Genomic DNA, 24,041 nt, shown 5'->3' with positions numbered 1-24,041 from the left:
ACACTTTACGGGTTGAGGGAAGGGCAGGCCGGTGAAGTTCATGGCGTCGCCGCCGGGGTGATGAAACGGTTGGGCGCAAGCGCGGCGGACGTGATTCCGCGTGCCGTGAGATCGTCCGGCAGCGGCTGGCCGCGCAGCAGCACTGAGCCCAGCCGCGCCAGCGTCAGCGACACCTGGAAACCGTAGCCGCCCTGGCCGCCAAGCCAGAAGAAGCCGGGCAGGCGAGGGTCGAAGCCGATGACCGGCGTGCGGTCAGGCGAAAAGGTGCGCAGGCCCGCCCAGGGCGTCGACGGACGGCCGATGCGCAGCGACGTCGCCTGTTCGATGCGGTCGACGGCGATCGCGGCTGCACTGTCTTCGACACCGCCGACGTGCAGCGCGCCGCGCCGGTGGGCGGCGAAGCCGCCATCGATGATCGCCTGTCGGCTGGCCAGCGACAGCGCCCGCACCAGTGCATTGCCATAGGTTTCTGAAAACAGCGCGGCCGAGCGGCCGCTGGCGTGATAGCCGAGATGCGGCTCGCGCTCGAGCACTGTGACCTCGGCCCAGGGCTGCACGGCAGCCGCCAGCGAAAGGCCGGCAATGCCGCCGCCGATGACGACGATTTTTTGGATAGACTTGGATTGCATGCCCTAGGGGTAGAAATAATTTCGTATCCAGTCAATATTTAGCGTATAAGAAAATTGTTGGTGTTGTTGATGGCGGCAGAGAGTTGGACTACCTAGGGTGGACTGGCGGCTCGATGGGCCGCGCAACGGAGCTGACGATGTCGGAGCAACCGAACCTCGGTGATTGTCTGCGCGGCTTGAGGAAAACGCATGGCTGGACCTTGCAGGAGGTCAGCACGCTGACCGGCGTCGCGGTGTCGACGCTGTCCAAAGTCGAGAACGACCAGATGTCGCTGAGCTACGACAAGCTGCTGCAGATCTGCGAGGGGCTGAACATCCATGTCACCGAGCTGCTCAGCGGCGACCGCAAGCAGCCGGCCGCGCGCACCCGTCGTTCGGTGACTTCGCAGTCCAACACGCTGCGCCAGCTGACCCGCAACTACGACTACCGCTATCTGGCCACCGATCTGGTGCGCAAGCGCATGGTGCCGATCCACGCCTATGCACGCGCCCGCACGCCGCAGGAATTCGGCCCGCTGACCAGGCATGCCGGCGAGGAATTTTTGATCGTGCTTAAGGGCGAGATCGAACTGCACACCGACCAGTACGCGCCGGTGCGGCTGAAACAGGGCGACAGCGTCTACATCGATTCCACCATGGGTCATGCCTACCTCTCGGTCGGCGAGGGCGACGCCGAGATGCTGTGCGTCTGCTCCGGCGACGAGCCTGATATGGAAGGCACGCTGCTGAGCGTGCTGGAGACGGTGGAGGGGTAGGGACTAACATTCTCGATGGCTGCGCCGCCCCTCATCTGGCTGCCGCCATCTTCTCCCCGCAAGGGCAGGGCTATCGCACATGGAATTCCTGAGATGTCTGCCCGGCACGGACCCCCACCCCTAACCCCTCCCCACAAGGGGGAGGGAGACTTCCGTTGGCGCTGACCCAGGAGAATCGCCTGTCTTTCGGCGCCAAGAAGAATGGAAGGCACGCGGCAGCGTTCCCTCCCCGTTGTGGGAGGGTTAGGGTGGGGGTTCTTCCTCGCAAGAATCCATATGCGATAGCCCTGCTGTAAACGGGGAGAAGGACGATCCTATTGACGGGCGGCGCTGGCTTCGACAATTGAGCCCCCACTACATCGCAACCACACGCCCCATTCCCCGCCGAACCGCCTCGCGATAGGCGAGATCGGCCGCCACCATGTCCTCCATAGCAACGCCCATGGCCTTGTAGACGGTGACCTGATCGGCGCTAACCCGTCCCGGCCGCCGCCCGAGCAGCATGTCGCCGAGCTCGGTTCCGGTTTGCGGATCGAGGTCAGCGAGTTCGCAGGAGCCGACCGGCGTCGGGGCAAAGGCCTCCCTGGTCTCGACGAACAGGCTGGCCCTGCCGATAAGCTCGACCGGCAGTTCGCCGCCGGGCGGGGCGACGCCGACCGATGAGATGTGAGTGCCGGGCCGCACCCAGTCGGCCGAGATCACCGGCGCATAGGAATGCGTTGCCAGGCAGACGACGTCGGACGAACGCACCGCGGCCTCGATATCGGCGACGGCGACGACGCCGGGATGCTGCGCGGCAAGCGCCTGCGCATCGGCGAATTCCTTCGAGACGACGCGGATCTCGGTGAAGTCGCGCACCAGCGGCAGAAGATTGAGATGCTGGCCGGCCTGCACACCGGCGCCGACCACCGTCGCGACCTTGGCGTCGCGGCGGGCGAGTTCACGCACCGAGAGCACGGCGGAGCCGGAGGTGCGCACGGCGGTGATGTAGGTGCCGTCCATGACGCAGACCGGCATGCCGGTCTGCGGATCGAACAGATGGATGGTGGCGAGGTGGCTGGGGATGCCTCTGGCGACGTTGCCCTCGAAGACGTTGACGATCTTCACCGTCAGATGCATGCCTGCCATCCATGCCGACATCGCCAGCGAATAGCCGACCTGCGGAATGTCGAGCTGCGGCCGTGCCGGATTGACCACCTTGCCGCCGGACAAGGCCTTGAAGCCGCCGGCGAGCACGTCGAGAAGCTGGCGCAGGTCGATGCAGGTTTTCACCTCGGCCTCGCTCAGGATGAGTACGGGCGTGTCACCCTTGGCCTGGGCGCTGCGGGAGGTCGATATCGCTGATGTCATGGAATCCGCTTTCGTTATGGGTTGCACGACAACGGTATTGCGATCTATCAGCGTGATGAAATATGCTGTTTTCGTTATTTTGGCGTGACTATCACGCGTGCCCGGCTCACAAAGCGTGAATCCTGAAATGGACGATCTCGACCGTATCGACCGCTCGCTGCTGCGTTTGTTGCAGGAGGACGGCCGCCGCACGACGCTCGATCTGGCGCGGCGGGTCGGCCTGTCGCCGACCGGGGCGACGCAGCGCGTCAAGCGGCTGTTCGCCGAAGGCTTCATCCGCGCCGTGCGCGCGGTGCTCGATCCTGCTCGGATCGGGCAGGCGCAGCTCGTCTTCATCGAGGTGCGGCTCGACCACACGGCGCCGCATGTCTTCGACCGCTTCGCCGAGGCGGTTCTGCGGGCGCCCGAGATCATCGAATGCCACATGGTGGTCGGCGGCTTCGACTATCTGGTCAAGGCGCGCATCGCCGACATGGCGATGTTCCAGGATTTTTTGCAGCGGGTCATCCTGCCGCTGCCCGGGGTGCGGGAGACACACACCTACGCTTCGATCGCCAATGTGAAGCCCGACGCCCTGCTGCCGATCTAGACCGGCGGCCGTTCCCCCGCATCCAGCAGCCATTGCCGCACCGCTTGCGTCGGCTCCGGGTGCCGCTGCTTTCTCGGCATCACGACATAAAAATCCTGCGTGCCGCGCATTTCACCGCTGACGGGCTGAACCAACCGGTGGGCGGCGAGGTCGGCGGCGACGAGAAAGCGGCTGGCCAGCGCTATGCCCTGGCCGGCGATGGCTGCATCGATGGCGAGGCTGGTCTGGTTGAAGCGCATGCGTTTCAGTTCGGTCGTCATCTTCAGGCCGACCGCCTTTTCCATGAATTCCGGCCACAGATTGTGCGCATCGTGCAGCAGGACGTGGTGCTGGATTTCGGTGGCCGCGATCTGGACCGTGCCGGCCGGCAGCAAGGCAGGGCTGCAGACGGCGATGATCTGCTGGGGAAACAACAGGTCGACGATCAGCCAGCGCCGAAGGGCGGGCGGCCTTGCCTGACCGCGATGTCGACGCCATCGGCCTGGAAGCTCGACAGGCTCTCGCTGGCCAGAACGCGCAGGTCGACAAGCGGGTTGTGCGCGACGAAGTCGTGCAGCCTCGGGATCAGCCATTTGGTGGCGAAGCTTGGCGTCACGCTGACCGTCAGCCGCGCCGGTTCGGGACGCAACAGCAGCGTCGCCTCGGAGATCAGGTCGAAGGCGCGGCGGATGTTGGGCACATAGGCGCGGCCCTCATCGGTCAGCGCCAGGCCGCGCGGCAGCCGCTCGAACAGCTTTGTGCCGAGATCGGCTTCCAACCCGCGAATGTGCTGGGCGACCGCCCCTTGAGTGACGTTCAGCTCCTCGGCCGCGATGCGGAAGTTGAGATGACGCGCCGAGGCTTCGAAGGCGCGCAGCGCATTCAATGGCGGCAGGCTGAGGAAGGCTTCGGGCATGCAGGAGTTTTTCTACAGGTTGATTTCAAGCATTCTGGTTCGAACCGGTGTGGAAAACCAGCTATATCGACGTTCAACTCCCGAAAACACCGTTTGCGGTGCCCGCCAACCCTGAGAGGAAAATCCGATGAGTGTAGAAAAAGTAGCTGTGGTGGTGGCCGGCGGCAGCGGCATGGGTGCGGCGGCGGCCAAGCGGCTGGCGGCGGACGGCTTCAAGGTCGCCATCCTTTCGTCTTCCGGAAAAGGCGAGGCGCTGGCTGGGGAATTGGGCGGGCTCGGCGTCACCGGCTCCAACCAATCCAATGAAGATTTACAGCGCCTCGTCGACCTGACGCTGGAGCGCTTTGGCCGCATCGACGTGCTGGTCAACAGCGGCGGCCACGGGCCGCGCGCGCCGATCCTCGAAATCACCGACGAGCAATGGCACACCGGCATGGATGTCTATCTGCTGAACGTCATCCGTCCGGTGCGCATCGTGGCGCCGCAGATGGTCAAGCAGAAGGGCGGCGCCATCATCAACATCTCGACCGCCTGGGTGGTCGAGCCGAGCCCGATGTTCCCGACGTCCGCCGTGTTCCGCGCCGGGCTTGCCGCCTACACCAAGATCTTCGCCAACACTTGTGCAGCCGACAATGTGCGCATGAACAATGTGCTGCCCGGCTGGATCGACAGCCTGCCGGCCACCGAGGAGCGCCGCGACAGCGTGCCGATGCAGCGCTACGGCACCTCGGAAGAGATCGCCGCGACCATCGCCTTCCTGGCTTCGGAAGGCGCCGGCTATATCACCGGCCAGAACATCCGGGTCGACGGCGGCATTATCCGCGCTATTTGAGGGCGTCGACCGGGAGGGGGATTCCGGCATCTCACCCCAAGGAGCAAAGAATGCGGCTTTTGATACTCGGCACCGGCTGGATGGCGCAGGAACATGCAAGGCGGTTCAGCGCCATCGAGGGCGTCGACATTGTCGGCGCGGTCGATGTCGATCCGGCACGGGTCGGCGAGTTCGCCGACAGCTTTGACATTCCCAACCGCTTTACCGCGCTGGATGAGGCGCTGGCATGGGGCGAGTTCGACGCGGTGGCCAATGTCACGCCAGACCGCATCCATCACCCGACCACCATGGCGCTGATCGCCGCCGGCAAGCCGGTGCTGTGCGAGAAGCCGCTGGCCGAAGACTTCGCCAAGGCGACCGAGATGGCCGATGCCGCCGAGGCTGCCGGCATCGTCAACATGGTGAACCTGACCTATCGCAATGTCGCCGCGCTGCAGAAGGCTCGCCAGATGGTGCTGGCGGGCGAAATCGGCATGGTCAGGCATGTCGAGGCGTCCTATCTGCAAAGTTGGCTGGTGTCGAAATTCTGGGGCGACTGGCGCACCGATCCGAAATGGCTGTGGCGCCTGTCGCGCGGCCACGGCTCGAATGGCGTGCTTGGCGATGTCGGCATCCACATCCTCGATTTCGCCAGCTATGGCGCCGCGGTCGACATCGACCATGTCTTCTGCCGGCTGCGCGCCTTCGACAAGGCGCCCGGCAACCGCATCGGCGACTACGGGCTCGACGCCAATGACAGCTTCGCCATGACGCTGGATTTTTCCAACGGCGCCTTCGGCGTGGTGCATGCCAGCCGCTGGGCAACAGGCCATCTCAACGAGCTGCGTCTGCGCATCTATGGCGAGAAGGGGGGCATCGAAGTGGTGCACAATCTCGATGGTTCGACGCTCAAGGCCTGCATCGGCGAAAACGTCGAGAACGCTATATGGGAAGAGCTCGACGCCGGCACGGTGCCGACCAACTACCAGCGTTTCACTGACGCAGTGCGATCCGGCGTGCAAGCCGAACCGTCCTTCCGCCATGCCGCCGAATTGCAGCAGGTGCTGGATCTGGCAGTGGTATCGGACGAGAAGCGCGCGGAGCTGCGGGCGAGTGCGGAAACGCGGTGAGCTGGGGCGAAGCGGCGGAGAGCGCGGGCGCCAGCGGTCGAGATAGCACTGCCGCCAACTTCGGATTGGAGGCTGCGCCAGTCAGGGGCCGGTCACGAGCGAAAAAACCAGTTTCTGCAAATTGCCGCCATCGCCGAATTCGACGCGGTCGAAATCTCGGCTTGCCTGCACACGCGCCTTCGAAATCGCGTCGAGCCGCTTGACCACCTCGGCCCTTGTCTTGCTGCATTTGGGATCGTCGGCGACGGTCAGGCCGTCCGTAGCGGCTTGGATATCGTGGACCATCTGGACCATGCTGGCGCCATGCACCTTCTCATGGGCGGCGACGCCGGCGATGAAGGTTTCCCAGTTCTTCTGGACGGCGGGCGGCAGGGAGCCGGAGGGTTTTGGCAAGGTGTAGGTGACGATCAGCTTCGGCCGCCCGGCCGTCAGCACGCAGTCCTTGCCCCTGGGCCGGTAGTCCCTTAACCCCCAGGTCAGCTTGAAATTGGTGTAGGCGATGGCACGGGCAATGCCGAGCTTTGGCCCTTTCTCGCCGATCGAGCGGTAGAGTTCGGCGCCGGACCGGCCCGAGATCGCGTAGGGCTCGATCTTCTCGACCGGCTTCCACTCGGCATGAGCGATGAGCGGCAAGGCCAGCAGGGCAACAAAGGACAGACACAGGCGAACGCAGGCTTTCAATCCAACTCTCCGCGAAACAGGACTGGTTGCCGCAAGGGGCAATGCCATCGGATCGCTTTTCCTATATGCTGCCGACGGGCGCTGCAAATGCCCTGGAGGCAGTCAATTGGGGGAGTCATGAGAGTTGCACATCTCATCGTCGCTGGTGCCTTGGCGATCCTGCAGGCCGCGCAGCCGGCGTTTGCCGCGTCGTGCGGTGGCTGGAGCGCCAAGATGGAGGAAGACGAGGGCGGCAGCGTGCTGACGGCTTCGGTCTGCGGCGGGCCGAAAGGCGATGCGCATCTGATGCTCACCTGTTTCGACACGCCGGTGCTGAGCTACGATCTCGGTGCCACCGGCCAGCAGCTGGAACCTGGCATCAGCGGTTCGTTCGCGTTCAAGGCCGACGGCAAGACGGTGACCAGGACGCTGCAGCTGGAGGCCATGTACAATTACTTCGTGGTCAACCTGGCGAAAGCCGATCCGCTGCTCGACCTGTTGCGCGGGAAGGGCGATGTCAGCGTCAGTGCGGCCAAATATGGGGAGATCAGCTTTCCACTGAAGGGGTCGAGCGCGGCCATCGGCAAGGTGCTGGCGCAGTGCGGCAAGGCCGGGCCAGCGGATGGGGATTGAGGGGTTCTACAGTTCGATGCCGGCGCAGGAATGAGGCGGTTCTCGTTGGCTCACCGGGCTTGCTGCCGAACCACCCCACCCAGTCGCGCCGTCGCGGCAATCAATTCCTCATCCAAGAATCCCGAAAAACCCAGCACCAGACCTTGCCGGGGCGCCCCGCCGATGAACATCGAGGACAAGGCCCTGGCGCCGACACCCGCCGCCTTCGCCGCCTCGACGATCGCGGTGTCAGGCCCGGCGCGCTTCAGCGTCGCCATCAAATGCAACCCCTGTTCGGGCACGGTTACTTCGAGGGCATCGCCGCAATGCGCCTCGAGGCCGGCGACCAGCACGTCGCGCGCGGCTTGCACCCGGCGGCGCACGCGCCTGAGATGGGCGGCGAAATGGCCTTCGTTCAACAGGTCGGTCAGCGCGCCTTCGGCCAGCGTCGAGGGGAAGCGGTCGGAGCGCGCCCTGACCGCCATCACGGCATCGAGCAGCGCTTCGGGCACCACGACATAGCCGATGCGCAGGCCGGGGAAGAGGATTTTCGAGAAGGTGCCGAGATAGGCGACACGGCCTGAACCGTCCATGCCCTGCAGCGAGGTCAGCGGTGGGCCGGCATAGCGGAACTCGCTGTCGTAGTCGTCCTCGATGATCCAGGCATCGTTGCGCCGCGCCCAGTCGAGCAAAGCGAGACGGCGGCGCATCGTCATCGTCACGCCGAGCGGATATTGATGCGAGGGCGTGACATAGGCCGCGCGCGCCTTGGAGCACAGGCTTTCGCCGATCTCGGGATCGAGCCCTTCCGCGTCGACCGGTACCCCAAAAACCCTGGCGCCGCTGCCGGCCAGCACGGCCTGCGCCATCGGGTAACAGGGGTTTTCGATCCAGACGGCATCGCCGGGGCTGAGCGCGGCACGCACCAGAAGATCCAGCCCCTGCTGCGTGCCCGAAGTCAGCACGATCTGGCCGGCGTCGCAGCGCACGCCGCGTGCGGTCCTGAGATAAGTTGCAATTGCCGTGCGCAGCGGCAGGCCGCCGCGCGGGTCGCCATAGCGGAAATGCTCCGGCCCGGGGCGGGCGAGGTGGCGCGACAACAGGATGCGAAACATATCGAGCGTGCGCGGATCCGACACCGCCACGCCAAGGCCGCAAGGCAGCGAGGTCGCCGCGTCGATCTCCGGCGGACGCGGCTTGACCAGTGCTGTCGGCAGATGCGGCACGTCAGGCGCGACGAAGGTGCCGGCGCCGACCTTGGCAACCGCAAACCCCTCCGAGATCAGGATTTCGAAACAGGCAACCGCCGCCGAACGCGACAGGCCGAAGCGCTGTGCGAGATCCCGGGTGGTCGGCAGTTTGGCCCCGGCGGCCAGCGCGCCGGTCTCGATCAGCCGCCGCAGCGCCGCATATAGTTCGCGGCTGCGCGGGCCGTCGCCCGGCAGGACCGGGATCAGCGCCGACCAATCCGGAAAATTGGTCTGGTTTTTCTTCATCAGATTGGTTCTTTTATCAACCAATGTCATGGCGCATGGTTGGCAGACAACAACCAAGGATGCAAGCCGTGAACGACACGCCAGCCAGCTTTCCGACCACCAGCCGCAACCGTGTCAAGCGCCTGCACGAGCGCGGCAGCTACGACCATGCGGCAGTCTTCGCGGTGCTGGATGCCGGGCTGCTGTGCCATGTCGCCTATACGTTCGACGGCCAGCCCTATTGCACGCCGACCATCCACTGGCGCGAGGACGACATGCTCTACTGGCACGGCTCGTCGGCCAGCCGCATGCTGCGCAATCTGCGCGGCGGCACGCTGGCCTGTCTCACGGTGTCGCATCTCGACGGGCTGGTGCTGGCGCGCTCGGGCTTCAACCATTCCGCCAATTACCGCTCGGCGATGTGTTTCGGCACGGCGCGGATCATCGATGAGCCTGATGAGAAACTGAAGGCGCTGGCCGGCGTCGTCGACCGCTTCTACCCCGGCCGGAGCGAGACCCTGCGGCCGATCTCGGTGCAGGAGGCCAAGGCGACGACGGTGATCGGCATGCGCATCGAAGAGGCATCGGCCAAGGTGCGCGCTAAGGGCGTCGCCGACGACGAGGAGGATTACGGGCATCCGGTGTGGGCCGGCGTCATCCCGGTGCGGATGGTGGTCGGCGCCGCCGAGCCGTGTCCGAGGCTGCTGCCTGGGACGGTGCGGCCGCAAAACCTGGCTAGATATGCCGAGGGTGCGAGGCTCGATGAGGCGCTGACGCGGGCGCAGCGAGCGTATGAGGGCAAAGTTTAGCCAGCGCCTAGTGGGAGCGTATTCAAATCTTGCCGCTGCCGCCGCCTCGCGATATCTCGACACCATGATCACCTTCCGCCGTGCGCAGGCCTCCGACCTGCCTGATATCGTCGCGATGCTGGCCGACGATCCGCTTGGCGCCGGCCGCGAGGACGCCTCCTTGCCGCTGGCACAAGGCTATATCGACGCTTTCAACGCCATCGACGCCGATCCCAATCAGTTGCTGGTGGTGGCCGTGGATGGCGGCGAGGTGATCGGCACCTTGCAGATATCTTTCCTTGCGGGCCTGTCGCGCAAGGGCGCGTGGCGCGGGCAGATCGAGGCGGTTCGGGTTGCCGGCCACCGTCGCTCGGGGGGCGTCGGCAGGCTGATGATCGAATGGGCGATCGACGCGTGCCGGGCGCGGGGCTGCAGCCTCGTCCAGTTAACCACCGACAAGGGGCGGGCGGACGCGCACCGCTTTTACGAAAGCCTCGGCTTTACCGGTAGCCATCTCGGCTACAAGAAGAGCCTATAGGCGGGCGGCTGCACACTTTTTGTGGAACGGCTCGCGGCGTTCGAGCATCGCGCCACCGCTGGCGCATTCGGGAAATCGTTCAGGCATACTTCAACTCGCGACCAAGAGGGGATATAGGTCAGTCAAGTTGACCTATATTGCAGCGTCTGGGGAGGCGTGTCGTGACCCTTATGAATCTGTTGGCCTCGCGCTCATCGCGCATGAAAGCGTCCGAAATCCGCGAGCTCCTGAAGCTGCTCGACCAGCCAGACATAATCTCGTTCGCCGGCGGTATTCCCGATCCCGCGCTGTTCCCGGCCGAGGCGATCCGCGACGCCTATGCTTCGGTGCTCGGCGGCGCCGAGGCGGGTGCGGCGCTGCAGTACCAGGTCTCGGAAGGCTATCTGCCGTTGCGGCGCTGGCTCGCCGGGCAGATGGGCAAGCTCGGCGTCGCCTGTGACGAGGCCAACATCTTCATAACCTCCGGCTCGCAGCAGGCGCTGGATTATCTCGGCAAACTGTTCCTGTCGCCGGGCGATACCGCGCTGGTGACGTGGCCGACCTATCTGGGCGCGCTGCAGGCTTTCAACGCCTATGAGCCTCGCTACGATCGGCTGACCCCGGCCGGCGGCAACATGACGCCCGATGCCTATCGCGCGGCGGCGGCTGCAAATGGCGGCAAGGCCAAGTTCGCCTATCTGGTGCCGGATTTCGCCAACCCGACCGGCAACACGCTGAACCGTGAGCAGCGCGAGGCGGTGCTCGACCTTGCCGGCGAACTCGACATCGCCGTCATCGAGGATGCCGCCTATCGCGCGCTGCGCTATGACGGCGAAGGCGAGCCGCCGATCCTGGCGCTCGACTGCATCAGGTCCGGCGGTATCGACAAGGCGCGCACGCTCTATTGCGGCTCGTTCTCGAAGATCCTGTCGCCGGGCATGCGGGTCGGTTGGGTGTGCGCGCCGCGCCAAATCGTCGAGAAGCTGGTGCTGATGAAGCAGGCCTCCGACCTGCATAGCCCGTCGATCAACCAGGTGGTGATGCATCGCGTCGCCGAAGCCGTGTTCGACGGCCAGGTGGAAAAACTTATCGGCGCCTATCGTGAGCGCCGCGACGGGCTGCTCTCGGCACTGGAAGCCCACATGCCGGAAGGCGTGACCTGGAGCCATCCGGAAGGCGGCATGTTCGTCTGGGTGACGCTGCCGGAAGGGGCCGACGCCACCGAGCTTCTGGCGCGGGCGGTCAAGGAGGCGCGCGTCGCCTTCGTGCCGGGCAGCGCGTTTTATGCCGACGGCACCGGGCGCAACACGCTGCGGCTGTCCTTCACGCTCGCCGACCGGCGCGCGGTGAGCGAAGGCATTCCAAGGCTAGCCGCCATCCTGAAGGGATAGGCCGGCGCCGGAAGCCGGCTTTGCCTCCGCCATTGCACTAACCAGCCGCTCGAGCTTTGAAAGCCTGGTGCGAGCGAGCTTGCGGACCGGCTTTTCGACACCTTCTTCGCCGTTTTCGACGACGAAGACCAACGTCATGAAATCGAGCATGAACTCATCTATGGCTGCCGCGACCTCGTGCGACCTGCCCTTGAACCGGCGCAGCAGAGCGGTTGCTTCCTCGATATCGTCGACACCGGCGCTGTCGACAAGCGCTTCGAGCCTCTGAAAACAATCCAATCGCAATTCCTCCCACCGCGCCACCAAACCCGGTTCGGAGCGGAAAGTTCCAAACTGAGAGTGGTCTCGCGAAAGAAATCGCCTCCACCGCTCGAATTCCGCGGTTTCGACCGGGCGTTGGCATTTTTCTGTTCGGGTGGAACCTCCGCGGCCAACAAAGGTTCTTACCAGGTCTGATCCCCCCTCAGACCTCTGAAGGCTAGAGATGCTTTCCAAAGGCCCGCTGGATCCCCTCCCAGCGGGCCTTTTGTTTGCTGGACGGAAGGAGTATCCGCATTGACGACGCCCTGTCCGAACCTAAATTCGAACCCACACGAGGAGGCGTTTTCATGGAAACCCAGGAATTGCATCGCGGCCGGCTCATCGACCACATCCAACTGGTGGTCGGGGACCTTGCGGCCAGCCGGCGTTTCTACGAGGCGGTCCTGCAGGCGCTCGATGTCCCGATTGGCGGCAGCGGCGCCGCCTTTTTCTGGGCCGACGAGCTGTTTGTCTCCACTGCCGACAGCCGGGCCGCACAGGGAAAACTCACCGGCCGCCATCACCTGGCTTTCCAGGCAAGGGATCACGCCATGGTCGATGTCTTCTACAAGGCCGGGCTTACGGCTGGCGGCACGGACAATGGCGCACCGGGCGAACGGCCCTATCACCCCGGCTATTACGCCGCCTTCCTGCTCGATCCCGACGGCAACAACATCGAGGCCGTCCATCACGGCCCGCATAGTCGCAGCGCCGCTTCGGTGAAGATCACCTTCTAAGCTGCCGATATTCAGCCGGCCGGGATCGCGGGCGCATGGGGCGATGCTGGAGAGAGAGGCTGCTTTGCGTTGCCAGATTGGTGGCCACGATGCTAACCGTGCAAATGGCGAGCGGGAATCGGTATCGAAGCAACGCGCGCTGCAAAATCCTCAATAAAACTCCCCTTACCCCCGTGGAGATATATTTTTTATGCAAAACCCAACAAGGGCGATCTGTGCCGCCACGCTTTTATTTGCGATCGGGGCCGGTGGCCTCACAAGTATATCACCTTTTGCTTATGTTTCATCGGCGCAGGCGCAGGAGGAATATCTTCCGACCCAGAAGGATTTTGTCGGTAAATGGAAACTGAACGGTGGGGCCATCCGGCCGCCGCGCGATATGAAGGATGCGCCGACACCGGAACAGGAAGCGGCCGCCAATGAATTCCAGCAGACGGTGACGGCGTTTTACGGGGCGTTCGACTATCTGGAGATCACGGCGGACGGCCGCTACAATTTTCATCAGCCGGGTGATCCGACGTCGGGGCCTTGCGTCTGGTGCGGAACCTGGTCCTTCAGCAAGAGTTCGGCGTGGCTCAAGCTGGAGACCGCGCCCCGGCTGGATATCTACGCCAAGGACGGCGACATGCAGATGACCTACACTGTCGAACCCGACGAAAAATCGAAATATGCATGGCTGGTTTTCGGTTGGACGAAGGCCGAGTAGGCGGCGGCACACGGCTCGCCAAACGGGCCTAAGCGGCTTTTTCGCGATCCGCTGTGGCGGGAGTCGGGCGCGGAAACTCTCGATGAGTATGCGGTCTGGGCCGCCAACATCTGCGGCATGGCGTGCCTGAAGATGATCCTGGCCAGCCGCGGCGAGATCGTGCCGACGATCGAGCTTGCCAGGCGCTGCACCTTATATGGCGGCTATGTCGTCAACGGGGGATCGATCAAGGGGCTGATCTACGCGCCCTTCGTCAGCTTCGTGAAAGAGGTTTTTGGACTCCGGGCCGAGGTGGTGACCAATGTCGCGACGGGGGAGATTCCGGCGATCATGCAGCGGACGCGCTTCTTCATCGCGTCGGTCAGCAGTTCGATCCGCTGGCCCGAGCGCGAGCCGCCCTCGAAGGGCGGTCATCTGGTGCTGGTCACGGCGGCGTCCGACGAGGGTTTCCGCTTTCACAACCCGTCCGGCCACGACCCCGCCACACAGGCAGACGCAGTGTTGGCGCCGGCCGATTTCGATCGCTTCTTCGCCAATCGCGGCATTGCCGTCGCCATTTGATTTTTTGACAGTCGAGGGATTTCGATGACCGGTAAGACAAGAGTGGCCATCCTCTATGGCGGGCGTTCGGCCGAGCATGACGTGTCGCGCCTTTCGGCCGCCAATGTGCTGAAGGCGATCGACCGGACGCGCTACGACATCGTGCCGATCGCTATTTCGCGAAGCGGCAGATGGCTGCTGCAACAACTTGATGACGCGGCAGGGGCGCCGGCATCCGAAGACGGCCCGGAGGTTGCATTGTTGCCCGGCGGCAAGGGCTGGCTGGTCGCCGTGTCGCGGGATGGTACGCAGCCTGACCTGCCCCCCATCGACGTCGTGTTCCCGGTGCTGCACGGGCCGTTCGGCGAGGACGGCTCGGTGCAGGGCTATGCCGAGGTCGCCGATGTCGCCTATGTCGGCTGCGGCATCCTCGCCTCGGCCGCCGCCATGGACAAGGATGTCGCCAAGCGGCTGATGCGCGAGGCGGGATTGGCGGTTGCCCGCTCCGTCACCGTGCATCGAAACGGCAAGCATTCCTTCCAGGAGATTGCCGGGATGCTCAGCCTGCCGTTCTTCGCCAAGCCGGCGCGCCAGGGCTCGTCCTTCGGGGTCAGCAAGGTGAATGACAGGGACGGCTTCGAGCAGGCCATCGACACGGCTTTCCGCTACGACCGCAAAGTGTTGATCGAGGAATTCGTCGAGGGTCGCGAGATCGAGTTCTCGGTGCTGGAGCGCGCCGACGGGTCGCTGACGGTGTCGCTGCCCGGCGAGATCATTCCGGCCGGCAAGCATGGCTTCTACACCTATGAGGCCAAATATCTCGATGCCGACGGCGCGCTGGTCAAGGTGCCCGCCGATGTCCCGGCCGATGTGGCCGAGAAGGCCAGGGATATGGCGCGGCGGGCATTCCAGGCGCTTGGCTGCGAAGCCATGGCGCGCGTCGATTTCTTTCTGCGCGCCGATGGCAGCCTGCTCGTCAACGAGGTCAACACCATTCCCGGATTCACCGACATCTCGATGTACGCCAAGGCGCTGGCGGCAACAGGCATCGGCTACAGCCAAACCATCGACGTGCTGATCGAGCACGCGCTGGCCAGGCATGCGGCGCGCTGATCCGAACGAGCGAGCCTGACTTCCATTCCGCGCGTTGAGAGCGCGGCCGACGCGGGCGGGATCATTGCCTGTTGAGTGAGGTGTATTTCATCGTTGGCTAAAGTTGTACGTCGGCTCTATATGCCCGATCATGGCATTTGGCAGGGAGGCATCACGTGGCCAATCGTCGAAACGGCACGGCGTCTTCGGCTGATGGGCCGGGGGACGCCCTTTCAGCGGCCGCGCTTCATCCGCGAACCTCATTGCCAAATGTGGCGGCCATCGTCACGACAGTGGCGGCACTGTATTTCGGGCGCGAGGTTTTCCTGCCGATCGCGATCGCGCTGCTACTGACCTTCGCCCTGGCGCCGCTTGTCTCAGCTCTTAAAAAGGTCGGTATCCCCCGGATTGCCGCCGTCATTGCCAGCGTGCTCGGCGCTTTCGCGGCCCTTGGCCTGTTCTCCTTCATCGTCGCCACGCAGGTCAGCGAACTGGCGCAGAACATCCCGGTCTACCAGACCAACATCCTGACCAAGATCCGCTCGCTCAAGGAAACCGGGGTGGGGGGCGGGATCCTTGCCAGACTGAGCAAGGTGGTCGAGCGGGTCGGCCAGGAGATCGACAGGCAGGACCCCTCGCTACCGGCTGCCACCCCGGAAAAGCCGCCGCGCGAGCCGGTGCCGGTCGAGATCGTCGCGCGCGAAAGGCCGCTCCAGGTCCTGCAGAACATCGTCGGGCCGCTGATCAGCCCGCTTGGGTCGGCCGGGCTGATCATTGTCGTCGTCATCTTCATGCTGCTCGAGCGGGAGGATCTGCGCGACCGCTTCATCCGGCTTGTCGGCTACGGCGACCTCCACCGCACCACCGAGGCGCTTCAGGATGCCGCCAAGCGGGTGGGCCGCTATCTGTTGATGCAATTGGTCGTCAACATCGTCTACGCCGTACCGATCGCGATCGGGCTCTGGGCTCTCGGTATTCCCAATGCGCTGCTGTGGGGGCTGCTGGCGCTGGCGCTGCGTTTCGTGCCCTATATCGGCCCGATCATAGGCATGCTTTTGCCGCTGTTCCTGGCGCTGGCCGTTGCGCCGGGCTGGTCGCTCGTGCTGTGGACGGCCGCCCTGTTCGTGGTGATGGAGCTGATCACCGGCAATGTCATCGAACCCTGGCTCTACGGTTCGCGGACAGGACTGTCGCCGCTGGCGATCATCGTCGCGGCGATTTTCTGGACGTGGCTTTGGGGGCCGCTCGGGCTGATCCTGTCGACACCGCTCACCGTCTGCCTGGTGGTGCTGGGCAGACACGTGCCGCAGTTTGAATTCCTCGACGTTCTGTTCGGCAACGAGCCCGTGCTCGAACCCCATGCGCGCCTGTACCAGCGGCTGCTGGCCGGCGATCCGGAAGAAGCCACCGACCATGCCGAGGAGATGCTGGAGGAGAAATATCTGGTCGAATTCTACGACAAGGTTGCCATTCCGGCGCTTCTGCTGGGCGAACAAGACCGTGTGCGCGGCGTCATGGGCGATTTGCAAAGGCGGCAAGTGGCGGCCAGTGCCCTGATGCTGGTCGCCAATCTCGACGACAGCGCGCAGGAGGAGGCAGGCGAGGAGGAGGAGCCGCCCGTGGCCGCAGAGGCGAGCGACGATGGCGATCCCAACGGGGAGGACGAGACCGACCTGCCCGATGGCACGGATATGTCCGTGCTTTGCGCCGGTGGGCGTGGCGAGCTCGACGACGCCGCCGCCGCGATGCTGGCGCAGGTGCTGGAGGTTCAGGGCGCGACGGTATTGAAAGCCGGCTTTGCCGATATGGAGCCCGCCAGCATTCGCCGCCTTGAGCTCGAAACCGTCGACACCGTCGTGGTCGGATTCCTGAACCGGGATTCCGTCAAGCACGCCCGTTTCCTGGTTCGCCGGCTGAAGCGCGCGAAGGCCGCACTTCGGGTGGGAATCGTGTTCTGGTCGGAGGCCGCTGCTGAGGACAAGGAGACGGCCGACAAACTGGCCCGTGACATGAACGCGGATTTCGTGGCGCATGGCATGGTCGACGCCGTGCTGGGCGCGCTGTCAAACGAGCCGCCGGTCGCGCTCAAGCTTGTCGCCAAACGGCGCATGCGGCGACAGCGGGCCGCGTCCAAGAAGGTCACGGCGGCAGCGGCGGGTTAGGCCCTGCCTTTGCCTTCTTCGGCAGTGTCGGGGTCGACAAGCCAGGCACGAATTGCGGAAAATAGTTCAGACCGATGTCGATTTCCGGGAGGCCCATTCGTCTTGACGATAGGGAGCCGAAGAATTCACCCAATCAGGAACGATGCGATGACAATCACCATCACGGCATTTAAGCGATCGCCCGATCGCGGCAAGGGACTGGCGCGCGATACGCGCGTTCGCTGGGCGCTCGAAGAAGCAGGGCAGCCTTATGAGGTTCGGTTTGTTTCCTTCGCGGAGATGAAGGCGCCTGGCCATCTGGCACTCCAGCCCTTTGGCCAGATCCCCACCTATGAGGAGGGTTCTCTCTCACTGTTCGAGACCGGCTCGATCATCCTTCATCTTGCCGAGCAGCACGCGGGCCTGCTGCCCGGCGATCGCGATGCCCGCGCGCGTGCGATCACCTGGATGTTTGCCGCACTTAACACAGTCGAGCCGCCGATCCTCGAATTAACGACGGCAAAGATATTCGAAGCTGACAAGCCCTGGAGCGAGGAGCGTTTGCCATTGGTGAAGGATCGTGTTCGCGCCTGTCTCGACAGGCTCTCGGCTCGCCTGAGCGCCGCCGAGTGGCTCGACGATGCATTCAGCGCGGGCGATCTGTTGATGGTATCGGTGCTGCTGCGACTAAGAATGTCGGGCATTTTGGACGAATATCAAAACCTTGCTGCCTATGTGGCGCGCGGTGAAGCTCGGCCCGCTTACATCAGGGCTTTCGCTGCGCAATTTGCGGTCAACGCCCCGAGCACGCTGGACAGGCATGGCGCGAACGCTCTGAGATGTTCGCAAAGCCAGGGATGATGCAGCGGATTGTAATTCTTGGAAATGCCGGAAGCGGCAAATGACCCTGGCGCGGCAGATCCCAGACTTTTGCAGGCGGTGAGGAATGCTTGAAATTCGCCCAGCCCAAGAAGCCGACCAGCCGGCGATCGTGCAACTATGGCACCAGGGCTGGCATGATGCCCACGCGCATCTGGTTCCGGCCGAAATCCTGGCGTACCGAACGCCCGCGCATTTTTCGCTGTGGCTGGAGCAATCCGCCGATGCATTCCATGTGGCGGCAGCCGATGAACTGCTTGGCTTCGTCGCCATCAACGGAGCGGAGCTGGTGAAACTCCACGTAAGCCCGCAAGCACGGGGAAGCGGGACCGCCCGCGATCTGCTGTCACGCGCCGAGCATCTCTTGTCCGAGCAAGGCGTGGCTGAGGCCGAGCTTTTCTGCACGGCGGGAAATCTCCGCGCGCAGAGATTTTATGCCCGCGAAGGGTGGCGCTTGAGCCGCACCTTCGAAGACGCACTTTGGCTGCCGGACGATGTCGCCGGCAGGTTCACCGTGGAAACCCACTGCTATCGGAAGCATCTGGGCTTTCGGTAGCCTTGTCTATTCGGAACGACCTTGGCGAGACTGTCGCGGACGCTGGAGCAGGCACCCCTACCGATCGACCATCGCCATGCCCCGCTCGGTGTAGCGCGGGCCGGAGACTTTTCCCGGCGCAAGCGCTGCGTCGAGCGCGGCCATCTCGGCGGCATCGAGTTTGATGGCGGCGGCGGCGACGTTCTCTTCCAGATATTTTGTGCGCTTGGTGCCGGGGATCGGCACGATGTCGATGCCAAAGCCGTCGCCCTTCGCCAGCAGCCAGGCCAGCGCGACCTGGCCGGGCTTGACGCCGCGGGCAGCGGCAATGTCGCTCACCTTGGCGGCCGCCTCGACATTGGCGTCGTAGTTTTCGCCTTGGTAGCGCGGGTCGTTGCGGCGATAATCGCCGTCGGGATAGTCTTCCGCGCGCTTGACCTGGCCGGTGAGAAAACCTCGGCCGAGCGGCGAGAACGGCACCAGGCCGATGCCGAGTTCGCTAAGCAGCGGGATGATCTCCGGCTCCAGATTGCGCTCCCACAGCGAATACTCGCTCTGCACGGCCGACACCGGATGCACGGCATGCGCCCGGCGGATGTTGGCCGCACCCGCCTCCGACAGGCCGAAGAAGCGCACCTTGCCTTGCGCGATCATCTCGCCGACGGCGCCCGCGACATCCTCCATCGGCACCGCCGGGTCGACGCGGTGCTGGTAGAGGAGGTCGATATGGTCGGTTCCGAGGCGGCCGAGCGAGGCTTCCACGACCTCTCGAATGTGTTCGGGCCGGCTGTCGGTTCCGACCTGCTTGCCGTTTTCGATGCGAAAGCCGAATTTGGTGGCGATCGTCACCTGGTCGCGCTTGCCCTTCAGCGCCCGGCCAAGCAGGGCTTCGTTGTCGTAAGGGCCATAGACCTCGGCGGTGTCGAGGAAGGTGCAGCCGAGTTCGATGGCACGGTGCAGCGTGGCGATGGATTCGGCCTCGTCGGCCGGGCCGTAGGACTGGCTCATGCCCATGCAGCCGAGGCCGATGGCCGAGACCTGCAGCCGCTGGCTGCCGAGCTTGCGTGTGTTCAGGGTCATGGTGGGGTCTCCAAGGAGGGGATGCGCGACTATAGCAGCCGCATCGACGTTGGCCGATTCAATCGACACTCTATTCGATCAGGATGTGGGCTTCACGCGCGGCCTCGACGAGCGCCGCCCTGGCGACGTCGGGGGCGACATCGCCGCTCGTTGCCCGCCGGCAGGCGCGCAGCGCGGACTGATGCTTCGGGCTGCCTGCGTCACGCCAATGTGTGGTGAGCAAATCAATGGCCTGCTGTGTATTGGACAGATGGTGGATGGTACCGGTGACGCCGACCGAAACCGCCACAGGCTTCGAGAACCATGCCGTTTGCATTGGAACTACCTCGATAGGGCTGAAGCGATAAACGCCTATGGCCGCTCAAAGGTTTCGTCGATGCCAATCATCCGGTGTGAGAGTTGCCGATACCTCCCGATGGCATTGGGCGACCCATCTTGTCCGCGCGGCTCACATGTTCGAGGAGACGTCGCGGGTGGACGGTGTTTTGGGTTTGTGGGCGGCACGTTGCCGCGGCGCCTGATGGGCGGGGCGGGGTTTGACTGTGTTCACGACAGTGGGCGCCTGCGCCTTGCGGCGCTTGAGCCAGCTGGCTGACAGTTCGGCAAGGAGACTGCGCAAGCCTTTCACGACGTCCTCCTCTTGTAAGGGTGACAAGGTAATTTTCGTCGCCCCAACTTGTTCCGCCGGAAATCATTCCGCGAAAAATAAAGGTTCTTGCCGGCGAAAGCGCCGGGCATCACCTGCCGATATAGGCGGCCAGTTCGTCCGGCGTCCCATTCGGGAAGGCCTGTTTCAGAAAATCCAGGAACGCCGACACGCGCGCGCTGAGCAGCCGCCGGGAGGGGTAGAGCGTCCAGAGAGCGATCTCCGGGCCATCGATGTCCCCCCAATTCACCAGGGTGCCGTCAGCCAAATCGTGGCTAACCAGGGAAATTGGGAGACGTCCAACACCGACGCCGGCCCGCACCGCATCCCGCACCATGATCAGCGTCGACAGAGCAAGGACAGGCTCGACCGCAATCGTCGAGCGGCCACCATGGTCCTTCACGTGCCATGTCTGGCGTTCGCCTGTGCCGCGTGCAACGCCAGGAGCGGCCTGCCCACCGGTCGTACGAGGAAGGTCCGGGCTCGCCACAACGACCAGGCGGTCGCGGAGAAACGCCCGTCCGACCAGGCTTTCGTCGGGTTTCGGATTGACCCGGATCACCAGGTCGTAACCTTCCTCGATCATGTCGACAGCCCTGTCCTCCGTCGTGACCTCAAGCCTCACCTCGGGATGCTTGAGGGTAAATCCCGCGGCGATCCTTCCCATCGCGGTCTGAGAAAAATGCAGAGGTGCGCTGATCCGCAGTCTGCCCTTGGGTCTTTGGCCGCCCGAGGCGATCTCGGCGGCCGTCTCGTCCAGCTCGGCGAGCAAGGTCCCCGTCCGCTCGAAGAGTGCTCGCCCTTCCTCGGTGAGCTTCAGGTTGCGCGCACCCCGTTCAAACAGGCGCAGGTCAAGGCTGCTCTCCAAGTCTCCAACCCGCCTGGACAGCGTTGCCTTGGGCCGGCCGGTGGCCCTTGCCGCTTTGCCGAAACCCCCATGGCGGGCAACGAGGTTGAAATCGGTCAGGGCCAGAAGATCCATGAGTGTTCCACCAGTGAGACGGTACGTCTAAAATTTCGGCCTGTTTGACTGTTTGTGAGCCACACATATTGGTCCTGTCAAGCAACCCAACAGGAGAAATTCCATGACCATCCTCGTTGCCGGCGCCACAGGCAATGTTGGCCGCCAAGTCGTCGAGCACCTCGTCAAGCGCGGCGCCGACGTCCGTGCTCTCGTCCGCGATCCGTCGAAAGCCAGCTTTCCGGCAGGCGTATCGGTCGCGCACGGCGACTTTCTCGATGTCGATTCGCTGCGCAAAGCCATGTCCGGCGTTTCCACCCTGTTCCTCTTGAACGCCGTGGTGCCGGACGAATTCACCCAGGCTTTGGTCGCGCTGAACGTCGCCCGATCGGCGGGCATCGAGCGGATCGTCTATCTCTCGGTGATCCATGCGGACGTCTATGTGAACGTGCCGCATTTCGCCGGCAAATTCGGCGTCGAGCGAATGATCGAGCAGATGGGCTTCCAGGCTACGATCCTGCGCCCGGCCTACTTCATCCAGAACGACCTGATGATCGAAGACGTCATCACCGGCTACGGCACCTACACAATGCCGATCGGCACCAAGGGGCTCGCCATGGTCGACGTGCGTGATATCGCCGAAATCGCCGCTCTCGAGCTGCTGCGTCGGGAACGATCCGCAGAGCCGCTTGCGCTGGAGCGGATCAATCTCGTCGGTCCGCAGACACTGACCGGGACGGATATCGCGGCCATCTGGTCCGACGTGCTCGCACGCCCGATCAGCTACGGCGGCGACGATACCGAAGGTTTCGAGCAGAATCTCAAGCAGTTCCTGCCTGCCTGGATGGCGTACGACATGCGCTTGATGGGCGAGCGGTTCCTGACCGACGGCATGCTGCCCGAGGCCGGCGACGTCGAGCGGCTGACCGCGCTTCTGGGCCGCCCGCTGCGTCCCTATCGGGACTTCGCCTCACAAATCGCCGGCTCCGCCTGACGGAACAGCTCTCATCATCACCAGGGTACAGAAACAGCAGGGCGGCCTTTTGAGGAGGCCCCCTGAATGGCACAGGACAAATGCGCGTTCAGCCGGAACTGCCCTACTGCAGGGTGGCCGGACCAGGCCTGTCGAGTTGGGCGATCACGTGCTCGCCACCGTCGCCACCGAGCCCATCCACGAACAGACCAGCTACGCCGTCGAAATTGGTGAGCCCGTCGAATTCAATTGCGGCGCCAATCAACTGGGCTGCCTGGAAGACAAGGTATTCGACGTCCTCGAGGGCGACGTTTTCGGCCAGATTCCTGACCCTTACATGCTCCGCCACCGCCGTGATGCTGACGATGCCGGTCTTCCTGAAGGCGATCTGGACCGCTGAACGGACGTCATCGCGCAGTCGCGCCGAGTAATCATACCGCATCGAAACCTCCCGAAGGGAACGGTCTTCTGTTCAGATCGCACAATGCGGCAAAAACTTCGCCTTGGCAAGTCACGAATTAAATAATATCCAAATAAATCAACCAGTTAGCATAGTTATGCAAGTGTGCGTCTTACGCCGAATACCCGTCAGGCTCATCATGAGCACGAGAAGCGGTTCACACATCGCGAGGTCTTGACGCGCTAGGAGCGGTTTCCTAATTATGAGGTAAATGAGTTGAATGCTCATTCGACGTATTCATGGTCCAGAGCGAGGGAAGCGCGATGACTGAACTGGAACGCCCGGAACGGTTGCAGATCATGCTGACGTCAGACGAACTGGCGGCGCTGGAAAACTGGCGCTTCGACAAGCGCATGCCGAGCCGTTCGGCCGCCGTCAGGGAATTGCTGCGGCGCGGTCTTGCCGCGGATGGCTTCCTGACGGCGGAGCAAGGGGCGAAGTCGCAAGACTTCGGCATCCTGCCAACCGCCGACGGCAACGGCATTTCCGACGGCGGCAAGGAGTAGAGCGGTTCACCGCGCGTGAGCCGCCCTGGTCCCCGCAACGGTCAGCGGTCGCCGCGCTACGCCGGCCGGCGTAGCGGACGATAACTCTCGATTCAGAGGATGTTTGTCGTCACTTCGACGACGATCGCGGCACCTTCCAGGCTGCCATTGGTGACGTGCACGACGCGCGATACCCGCAGATCCTGCGTGGTTCCGTCGATCGACAGCGCAACGCTTTCCCCAATCCGGGGAACCGCCTGGAAAACGGCGTCCGTGGCCTCCGGCCGGTTGTCGATCGATATGCGGCAGTTGACGGTCATGAGATGTCTCCTGTGTCGGCCCGGTGGTCAACGCGGGGTCCGCGAAATGGTTTCAGGAGGCCGGATGCAACTTAACGGCGCCCGGATCCGTAACGCAGTAATTGCTCCATTGTTCATCGTCACGGAGCAACAGGGCTCGCCGGGGAGGGCGTTGGGGCTGCCCCGGCGAGCTTGATTGCTTTGCCCGGGGGCGCTGCCTCACCGAGGTATGGAGACGAGTTTCGGGGCCCGCAATTCACCGGCCATCCTTGCCGCCTGGAAAATTGTCATCAAAACCAGGATGGGCTCACCCTCGGTCGGGTTGATGGTCAGGACGATGCGGCCAAGCTCGTCGCTCATGCCGCAAGACCAGTCCTTGACGGCTATCACCTTTCTGGCGGCCATATGCCTTCTCCTGCACAGGAGGTTCTCTGCGGGCTACGCCGTCTGGAGTTGGTCGGCAGAACCTTCGCGCGATATTGCAACCAGCCGAAATGCGGCAAATGCGGCCAATATCATGAAAACCGCCGTGATGTTCAGGGACATCGCCGATGCAAGGACGCCCCCGTCAAAGCAACTCAGTTCCATGTCGCTCCACCCCTTCG

29 protein-coding genes and 1 pseudogene are annotated in these 24,041 nt (G+C 63.8%); 17 read left to right on the top strand and 13 right to left on the bottom strand.

Features of this window, described 5'->3' with window-relative positions:
• Window positions 1-38 precede the first annotated feature (38 nt).
• Window positions 39-629: an FAD-dependent oxidoreductase gene (locus NKJ11_RS10630; RefSeq protein WP_352793252.1), complete on the bottom strand. Its 591-nt coding sequence runs from the start codon at window positions 627-629 to the stop codon at window positions 39-41.
• A gap of 137 nt (window positions 630-766) precedes the next feature.
• Here NKJ11_RS10630 and NKJ11_RS10625 point away from each other — a divergent pair, with 137 nt between their 5' ends.
• The gene (locus NKJ11_RS10625) at window positions 767-1,384 is read left to right on the top strand and encodes a helix-turn-helix domain-containing protein (RefSeq protein ID WP_128306018.1); all 618 of its coding nucleotides are present in this window, start codon (window positions 767-769) and stop codon (window positions 1,382-1,384) included.
• 354 nt (window positions 1,385-1,738) lie between these two features.
• Here NKJ11_RS10625 and NKJ11_RS10620 read toward each other — a convergent pair whose 3' ends face one another.
• On the bottom strand, window positions 1,739-2,734 hold the full coding sequence (locus NKJ11_RS10620) for an ornithine cyclodeaminase family protein (protein WP_023813854.1): 996 nt from the start codon (window positions 2,732-2,734) through the stop codon (window positions 1,739-1,741).
• A gap of 127 nt (window positions 2,735-2,861) precedes the next feature.
• On the opposite strand from NKJ11_RS10620, the gene NKJ11_RS10615 reads away from it, so the two are divergent.
• Window positions 2,862-3,323, top strand: coding sequence for an Lrp/AsnC ligand binding domain-containing protein (locus tag NKJ11_RS10615; protein ID WP_023813853.1), 462 nt, complete (start codon window positions 2,862-2,864; stop codon window positions 3,321-3,323).
• Here the strand turns inward: NKJ11_RS10615 and NKJ11_RS10610 are convergent.
• Window positions 3,320-4,218: pseudogene (locus tag NKJ11_RS10610) on the bottom strand (LysR substrate-binding domain-containing protein). The gene NKJ11_RS10615 and the pseudogene NKJ11_RS10610 overlap by 4 nt on opposite strands.
• A 127-nt stretch (window positions 4,219-4,345) precedes the next feature.
• Between NKJ11_RS10610 and NKJ11_RS10605 the strand changes: the two are divergent.
• The gene (locus NKJ11_RS10605; RefSeq protein ID WP_352793251.1) at window positions 4,346-5,050 is read left to right on the top strand and encodes an SDR family oxidoreductase; all 705 of its coding nucleotides are present in this window, start codon (window positions 4,346-4,348) and stop codon (window positions 5,048-5,050) included.
• 50 nt (window positions 5,051-5,100) lie between these two features.
• Window positions 5,101-6,159: a Gfo/Idh/MocA family protein gene (locus NKJ11_RS10600; RefSeq protein ID WP_352793250.1), complete on the top strand. Its 1,059-nt coding sequence runs from the start codon at window positions 5,101-5,103 to the stop codon at window positions 6,157-6,159.
• 81 nt (window positions 6,160-6,240) lie between these two features.
• Here NKJ11_RS10600 and NKJ11_RS10595 read toward each other — a convergent pair whose 3' ends face one another.
• Window positions 6,241-6,840: a DUF922 domain-containing Zn-dependent protease gene (locus tag NKJ11_RS10595; RefSeq protein ID WP_128304589.1), complete on the bottom strand. Its 600-nt coding sequence runs from the start codon at window positions 6,838-6,840 to the stop codon at window positions 6,241-6,243.
• Between the two features lie 117 nt (window positions 6,841-6,957).
• Between NKJ11_RS10595 and NKJ11_RS10590 the strand changes: the two genes are divergently transcribed.
• Window positions 6,958-7,452 carry a hypothetical protein gene (locus NKJ11_RS10590; RefSeq protein ID WP_352554530.1) on the top strand — a complete coding sequence of 165 codons (495 nt, stop codon included), beginning with the start codon at window positions 6,958-6,960 and terminating at the stop codon, window positions 7,450-7,452.
• Window positions 7,453-7,502: 50 nt separating this feature from the next.
• Here the strand turns inward: NKJ11_RS10590 and pdxR are convergent, their stop codons facing one another.
• Window positions 7,503-8,927 carry a MocR-like pyridoxine biosynthesis transcription factor PdxR gene (gene pdxR, locus NKJ11_RS10585; RefSeq protein WP_352793249.1) on the bottom strand — a complete coding sequence of 475 codons (1,425 nt, stop codon included), beginning with the start codon at window positions 8,925-8,927 and terminating at the stop codon, window positions 7,503-7,505.
• Between the two features lie 35 nt (window positions 8,928-8,962).
• Here pdxR and NKJ11_RS10580 point away from each other — a divergent pair, with 35 nt between their 5' ends.
• The 3 genes from NKJ11_RS10580 to NKJ11_RS10570 all read left to right on the top strand — a co-directional run bounded on the left by NKJ11_RS10580 (window position 8,963) and on the right by NKJ11_RS10570 (window position 11,602).
• On the top strand, window positions 8,963-9,715 hold the full coding sequence (locus NKJ11_RS10580; RefSeq protein WP_164892969.1) for a pyridoxamine 5'-phosphate oxidase family protein: 753 nt from the start codon (window positions 8,963-8,965) through the stop codon (window positions 9,713-9,715).
• A gap of 64 nt (window positions 9,716-9,779) precedes the next feature.
• Complete coding sequence (locus NKJ11_RS10575; RefSeq protein WP_352611183.1) at window positions 9,780-10,232, top strand: GNAT family N-acetyltransferase; 453 nt, start codon at window positions 9,780-9,782, stop codon at window positions 10,230-10,232.
• Between the two features lie 170 nt (window positions 10,233-10,402).
• Window positions 10,403-11,602 (top strand): aminotransferase-like domain-containing protein, encoded by a 1,200-nt coding sequence (locus tag NKJ11_RS10570; RefSeq protein ID WP_031213765.1) that lies wholly within the window; start codon window positions 10,403-10,405, stop codon window positions 11,600-11,602.
• Here NKJ11_RS10570 and NKJ11_RS10565 read toward each other — a convergent pair.
• On the bottom strand, window positions 11,579-11,881 hold the full coding sequence (locus tag NKJ11_RS10565; protein ID WP_352774086.1) for a hypothetical protein: 303 nt from the start codon (window positions 11,879-11,881) through the stop codon (window positions 11,579-11,581). The genes NKJ11_RS10570 and NKJ11_RS10565 overlap by 24 nt on opposite strands.
• A gap of 329 nt (window positions 11,882-12,210) precedes the next feature.
• Between NKJ11_RS10565 and NKJ11_RS10560 the strand changes: the two genes are divergently transcribed.
• The 7 genes from NKJ11_RS10560 to NKJ11_RS10530 all read left to right on the top strand — a co-directional run bounded on the left by NKJ11_RS10560 (window position 12,211) and on the right by NKJ11_RS10530 (window position 18,553).
• Complete coding sequence (locus NKJ11_RS10560) at window positions 12,211-12,639, top strand: VOC family protein (RefSeq protein WP_352793248.1); 429 nt, start codon at window positions 12,211-12,213, stop codon at window positions 12,637-12,639.
• A gap of 190 nt (window positions 12,640-12,829) precedes the next feature.
• A complete protein-coding gene (locus tag NKJ11_RS10555; protein ID WP_352793246.1) occupies window positions 12,830-13,345 on the top strand; it encodes a hypothetical protein in 516 nt (171 codons plus the stop codon).
• A gap of 51 nt (window positions 13,346-13,396) precedes the next feature.
• A complete protein-coding gene (locus NKJ11_RS10550) occupies window positions 13,397-13,906 on the top strand; it encodes a cysteine peptidase family C39 domain-containing protein (RefSeq protein WP_352793302.1) in 510 nt (169 codons plus the stop codon).
• Window positions 13,907-13,930: 24 nt separating this feature from the next.
• Entirely contained in the window at window positions 13,931-14,998 is a 1,068-nt protein-coding gene (locus NKJ11_RS10545; RefSeq protein ID WP_128304596.1) for a D-alanine--D-alanine ligase family protein, read from the top strand.
• Between the two features lie 155 nt (window positions 14,999-15,153).
• Window positions 15,154-17,139, top strand: coding sequence for an AI-2E family transporter (locus tag NKJ11_RS10540; RefSeq protein WP_128304597.1), 1,986 nt, complete (start codon window positions 15,154-15,156; stop codon window positions 17,137-17,139).
• A gap of 147 nt (window positions 17,140-17,286) precedes the next feature.
• A complete protein-coding gene (locus NKJ11_RS10535; RefSeq protein WP_128304598.1) occupies window positions 17,287-17,979 on the top strand; it encodes a glutathione S-transferase family protein in 693 nt (230 codons plus the stop codon).
• 85 nt (window positions 17,980-18,064) lie between these two features.
• Window positions 18,065-18,553, top strand: coding sequence for a GNAT family N-acetyltransferase (locus NKJ11_RS10530; RefSeq protein ID WP_352611191.1), 489 nt, complete (start codon window positions 18,065-18,067; stop codon window positions 18,551-18,553).
• 57 nt (window positions 18,554-18,610) lie between these two features.
• On the opposite strand, the gene NKJ11_RS10525 is transcribed toward NKJ11_RS10530, so the two are convergent.
• The 4 genes from NKJ11_RS10525 to NKJ11_RS10510 form a co-directional block, all read right to left on the bottom strand.
• Window positions 18,611-19,612 carry an aldo/keto reductase gene (locus NKJ11_RS10525; RefSeq protein ID WP_352793244.1) on the bottom strand — a complete coding sequence of 334 codons (1,002 nt, stop codon included), beginning with the start codon at window positions 19,610-19,612 and terminating at the stop codon, window positions 18,611-18,613.
• A 70-nt stretch (window positions 19,613-19,682) separates the two neighbouring features.
• Window positions 19,683-19,928, bottom strand: a complete 246-nt coding sequence (locus tag NKJ11_RS10520) for a DUF982 domain-containing protein (RefSeq protein WP_352793242.1) — start codon at window positions 19,926-19,928, stop codon at window positions 19,683-19,685.
• 132 nt (window positions 19,929-20,060) lie between these two features.
• Complete coding sequence (locus NKJ11_RS10515) at window positions 20,061-20,240, bottom strand: hypothetical protein (RefSeq protein WP_196815358.1); 180 nt, start codon at window positions 20,238-20,240, stop codon at window positions 20,061-20,063.
• 109 nt (window positions 20,241-20,349) lie between these two features.
• Window positions 20,350-21,240, bottom strand: a complete 891-nt coding sequence (locus NKJ11_RS10510) for a LysR family transcriptional regulator (RefSeq protein WP_023813832.1) — start codon at window positions 21,238-21,240, stop codon at window positions 20,350-20,352.
• A 103-nt stretch (window positions 21,241-21,343) separates the two neighbouring features.
• On the opposite strand from NKJ11_RS10510, the gene NKJ11_RS10505 reads away from it, so the two are divergent.
• Window positions 21,344-22,213: an SDR family oxidoreductase gene (locus tag NKJ11_RS10505; protein ID WP_352793241.1), complete on the top strand. Its 870-nt coding sequence runs from the start codon at window positions 21,344-21,346 to the stop codon at window positions 22,211-22,213.
• A 103-nt stretch (window positions 22,214-22,316) separates the two neighbouring features.
• Here NKJ11_RS10505 and NKJ11_RS10500 read toward each other — a convergent pair whose 3' ends face one another.
• Window positions 22,317-22,634, bottom strand: coding sequence for a hypothetical protein (locus NKJ11_RS10500; protein WP_352722011.1), 318 nt, complete (start codon window positions 22,632-22,634; stop codon window positions 22,317-22,319).
• 281 nt (window positions 22,635-22,915) lie between these two features.
• Here NKJ11_RS10500 and NKJ11_RS10495 point away from each other — a divergent pair, with 281 nt between their 5' ends.
• Complete coding sequence (locus NKJ11_RS10495) at window positions 22,916-23,158, top strand: hypothetical protein (RefSeq protein WP_023813828.1); 243 nt, start codon at window positions 22,916-22,918, stop codon at window positions 23,156-23,158.
• A gap of 92 nt (window positions 23,159-23,250) precedes the next feature.
• On the opposite strand, the gene NKJ11_RS10490 is transcribed toward NKJ11_RS10495, so the two are convergent.
• Both NKJ11_RS10490 and NKJ11_RS10485 read right to left on the bottom strand, forming a co-directional pair.
• Window positions 23,251-23,457, bottom strand: a complete 207-nt coding sequence (locus NKJ11_RS10490) for a hypothetical protein (RefSeq protein WP_013530768.1) — start codon at window positions 23,455-23,457, stop codon at window positions 23,251-23,253.
• 198 nt (window positions 23,458-23,655) lie between these two features.
• Window positions 23,656-23,841: a hypothetical protein gene (locus tag NKJ11_RS10485; RefSeq protein WP_127297322.1), complete on the bottom strand. Its 186-nt coding sequence runs from the start codon at window positions 23,839-23,841 to the stop codon at window positions 23,656-23,658.
• Between the last annotated feature and the right edge of the window lie 200 nt (window positions 23,842-24,041).

The sequence above is a fragment of the Mesorhizobium sp. M0243 genome (genome assembly GCF_040321775.1).
Taxonomy (GTDB): Bacteria; Pseudomonadota; Alphaproteobacteria; order Rhizobiales; family Rhizobiaceae; genus Mesorhizobium.
The sequence above is the reverse complement of the archived record's forward strand: the minus strand, read 5'-3'. Positions and strand labels throughout refer to the sequence as shown.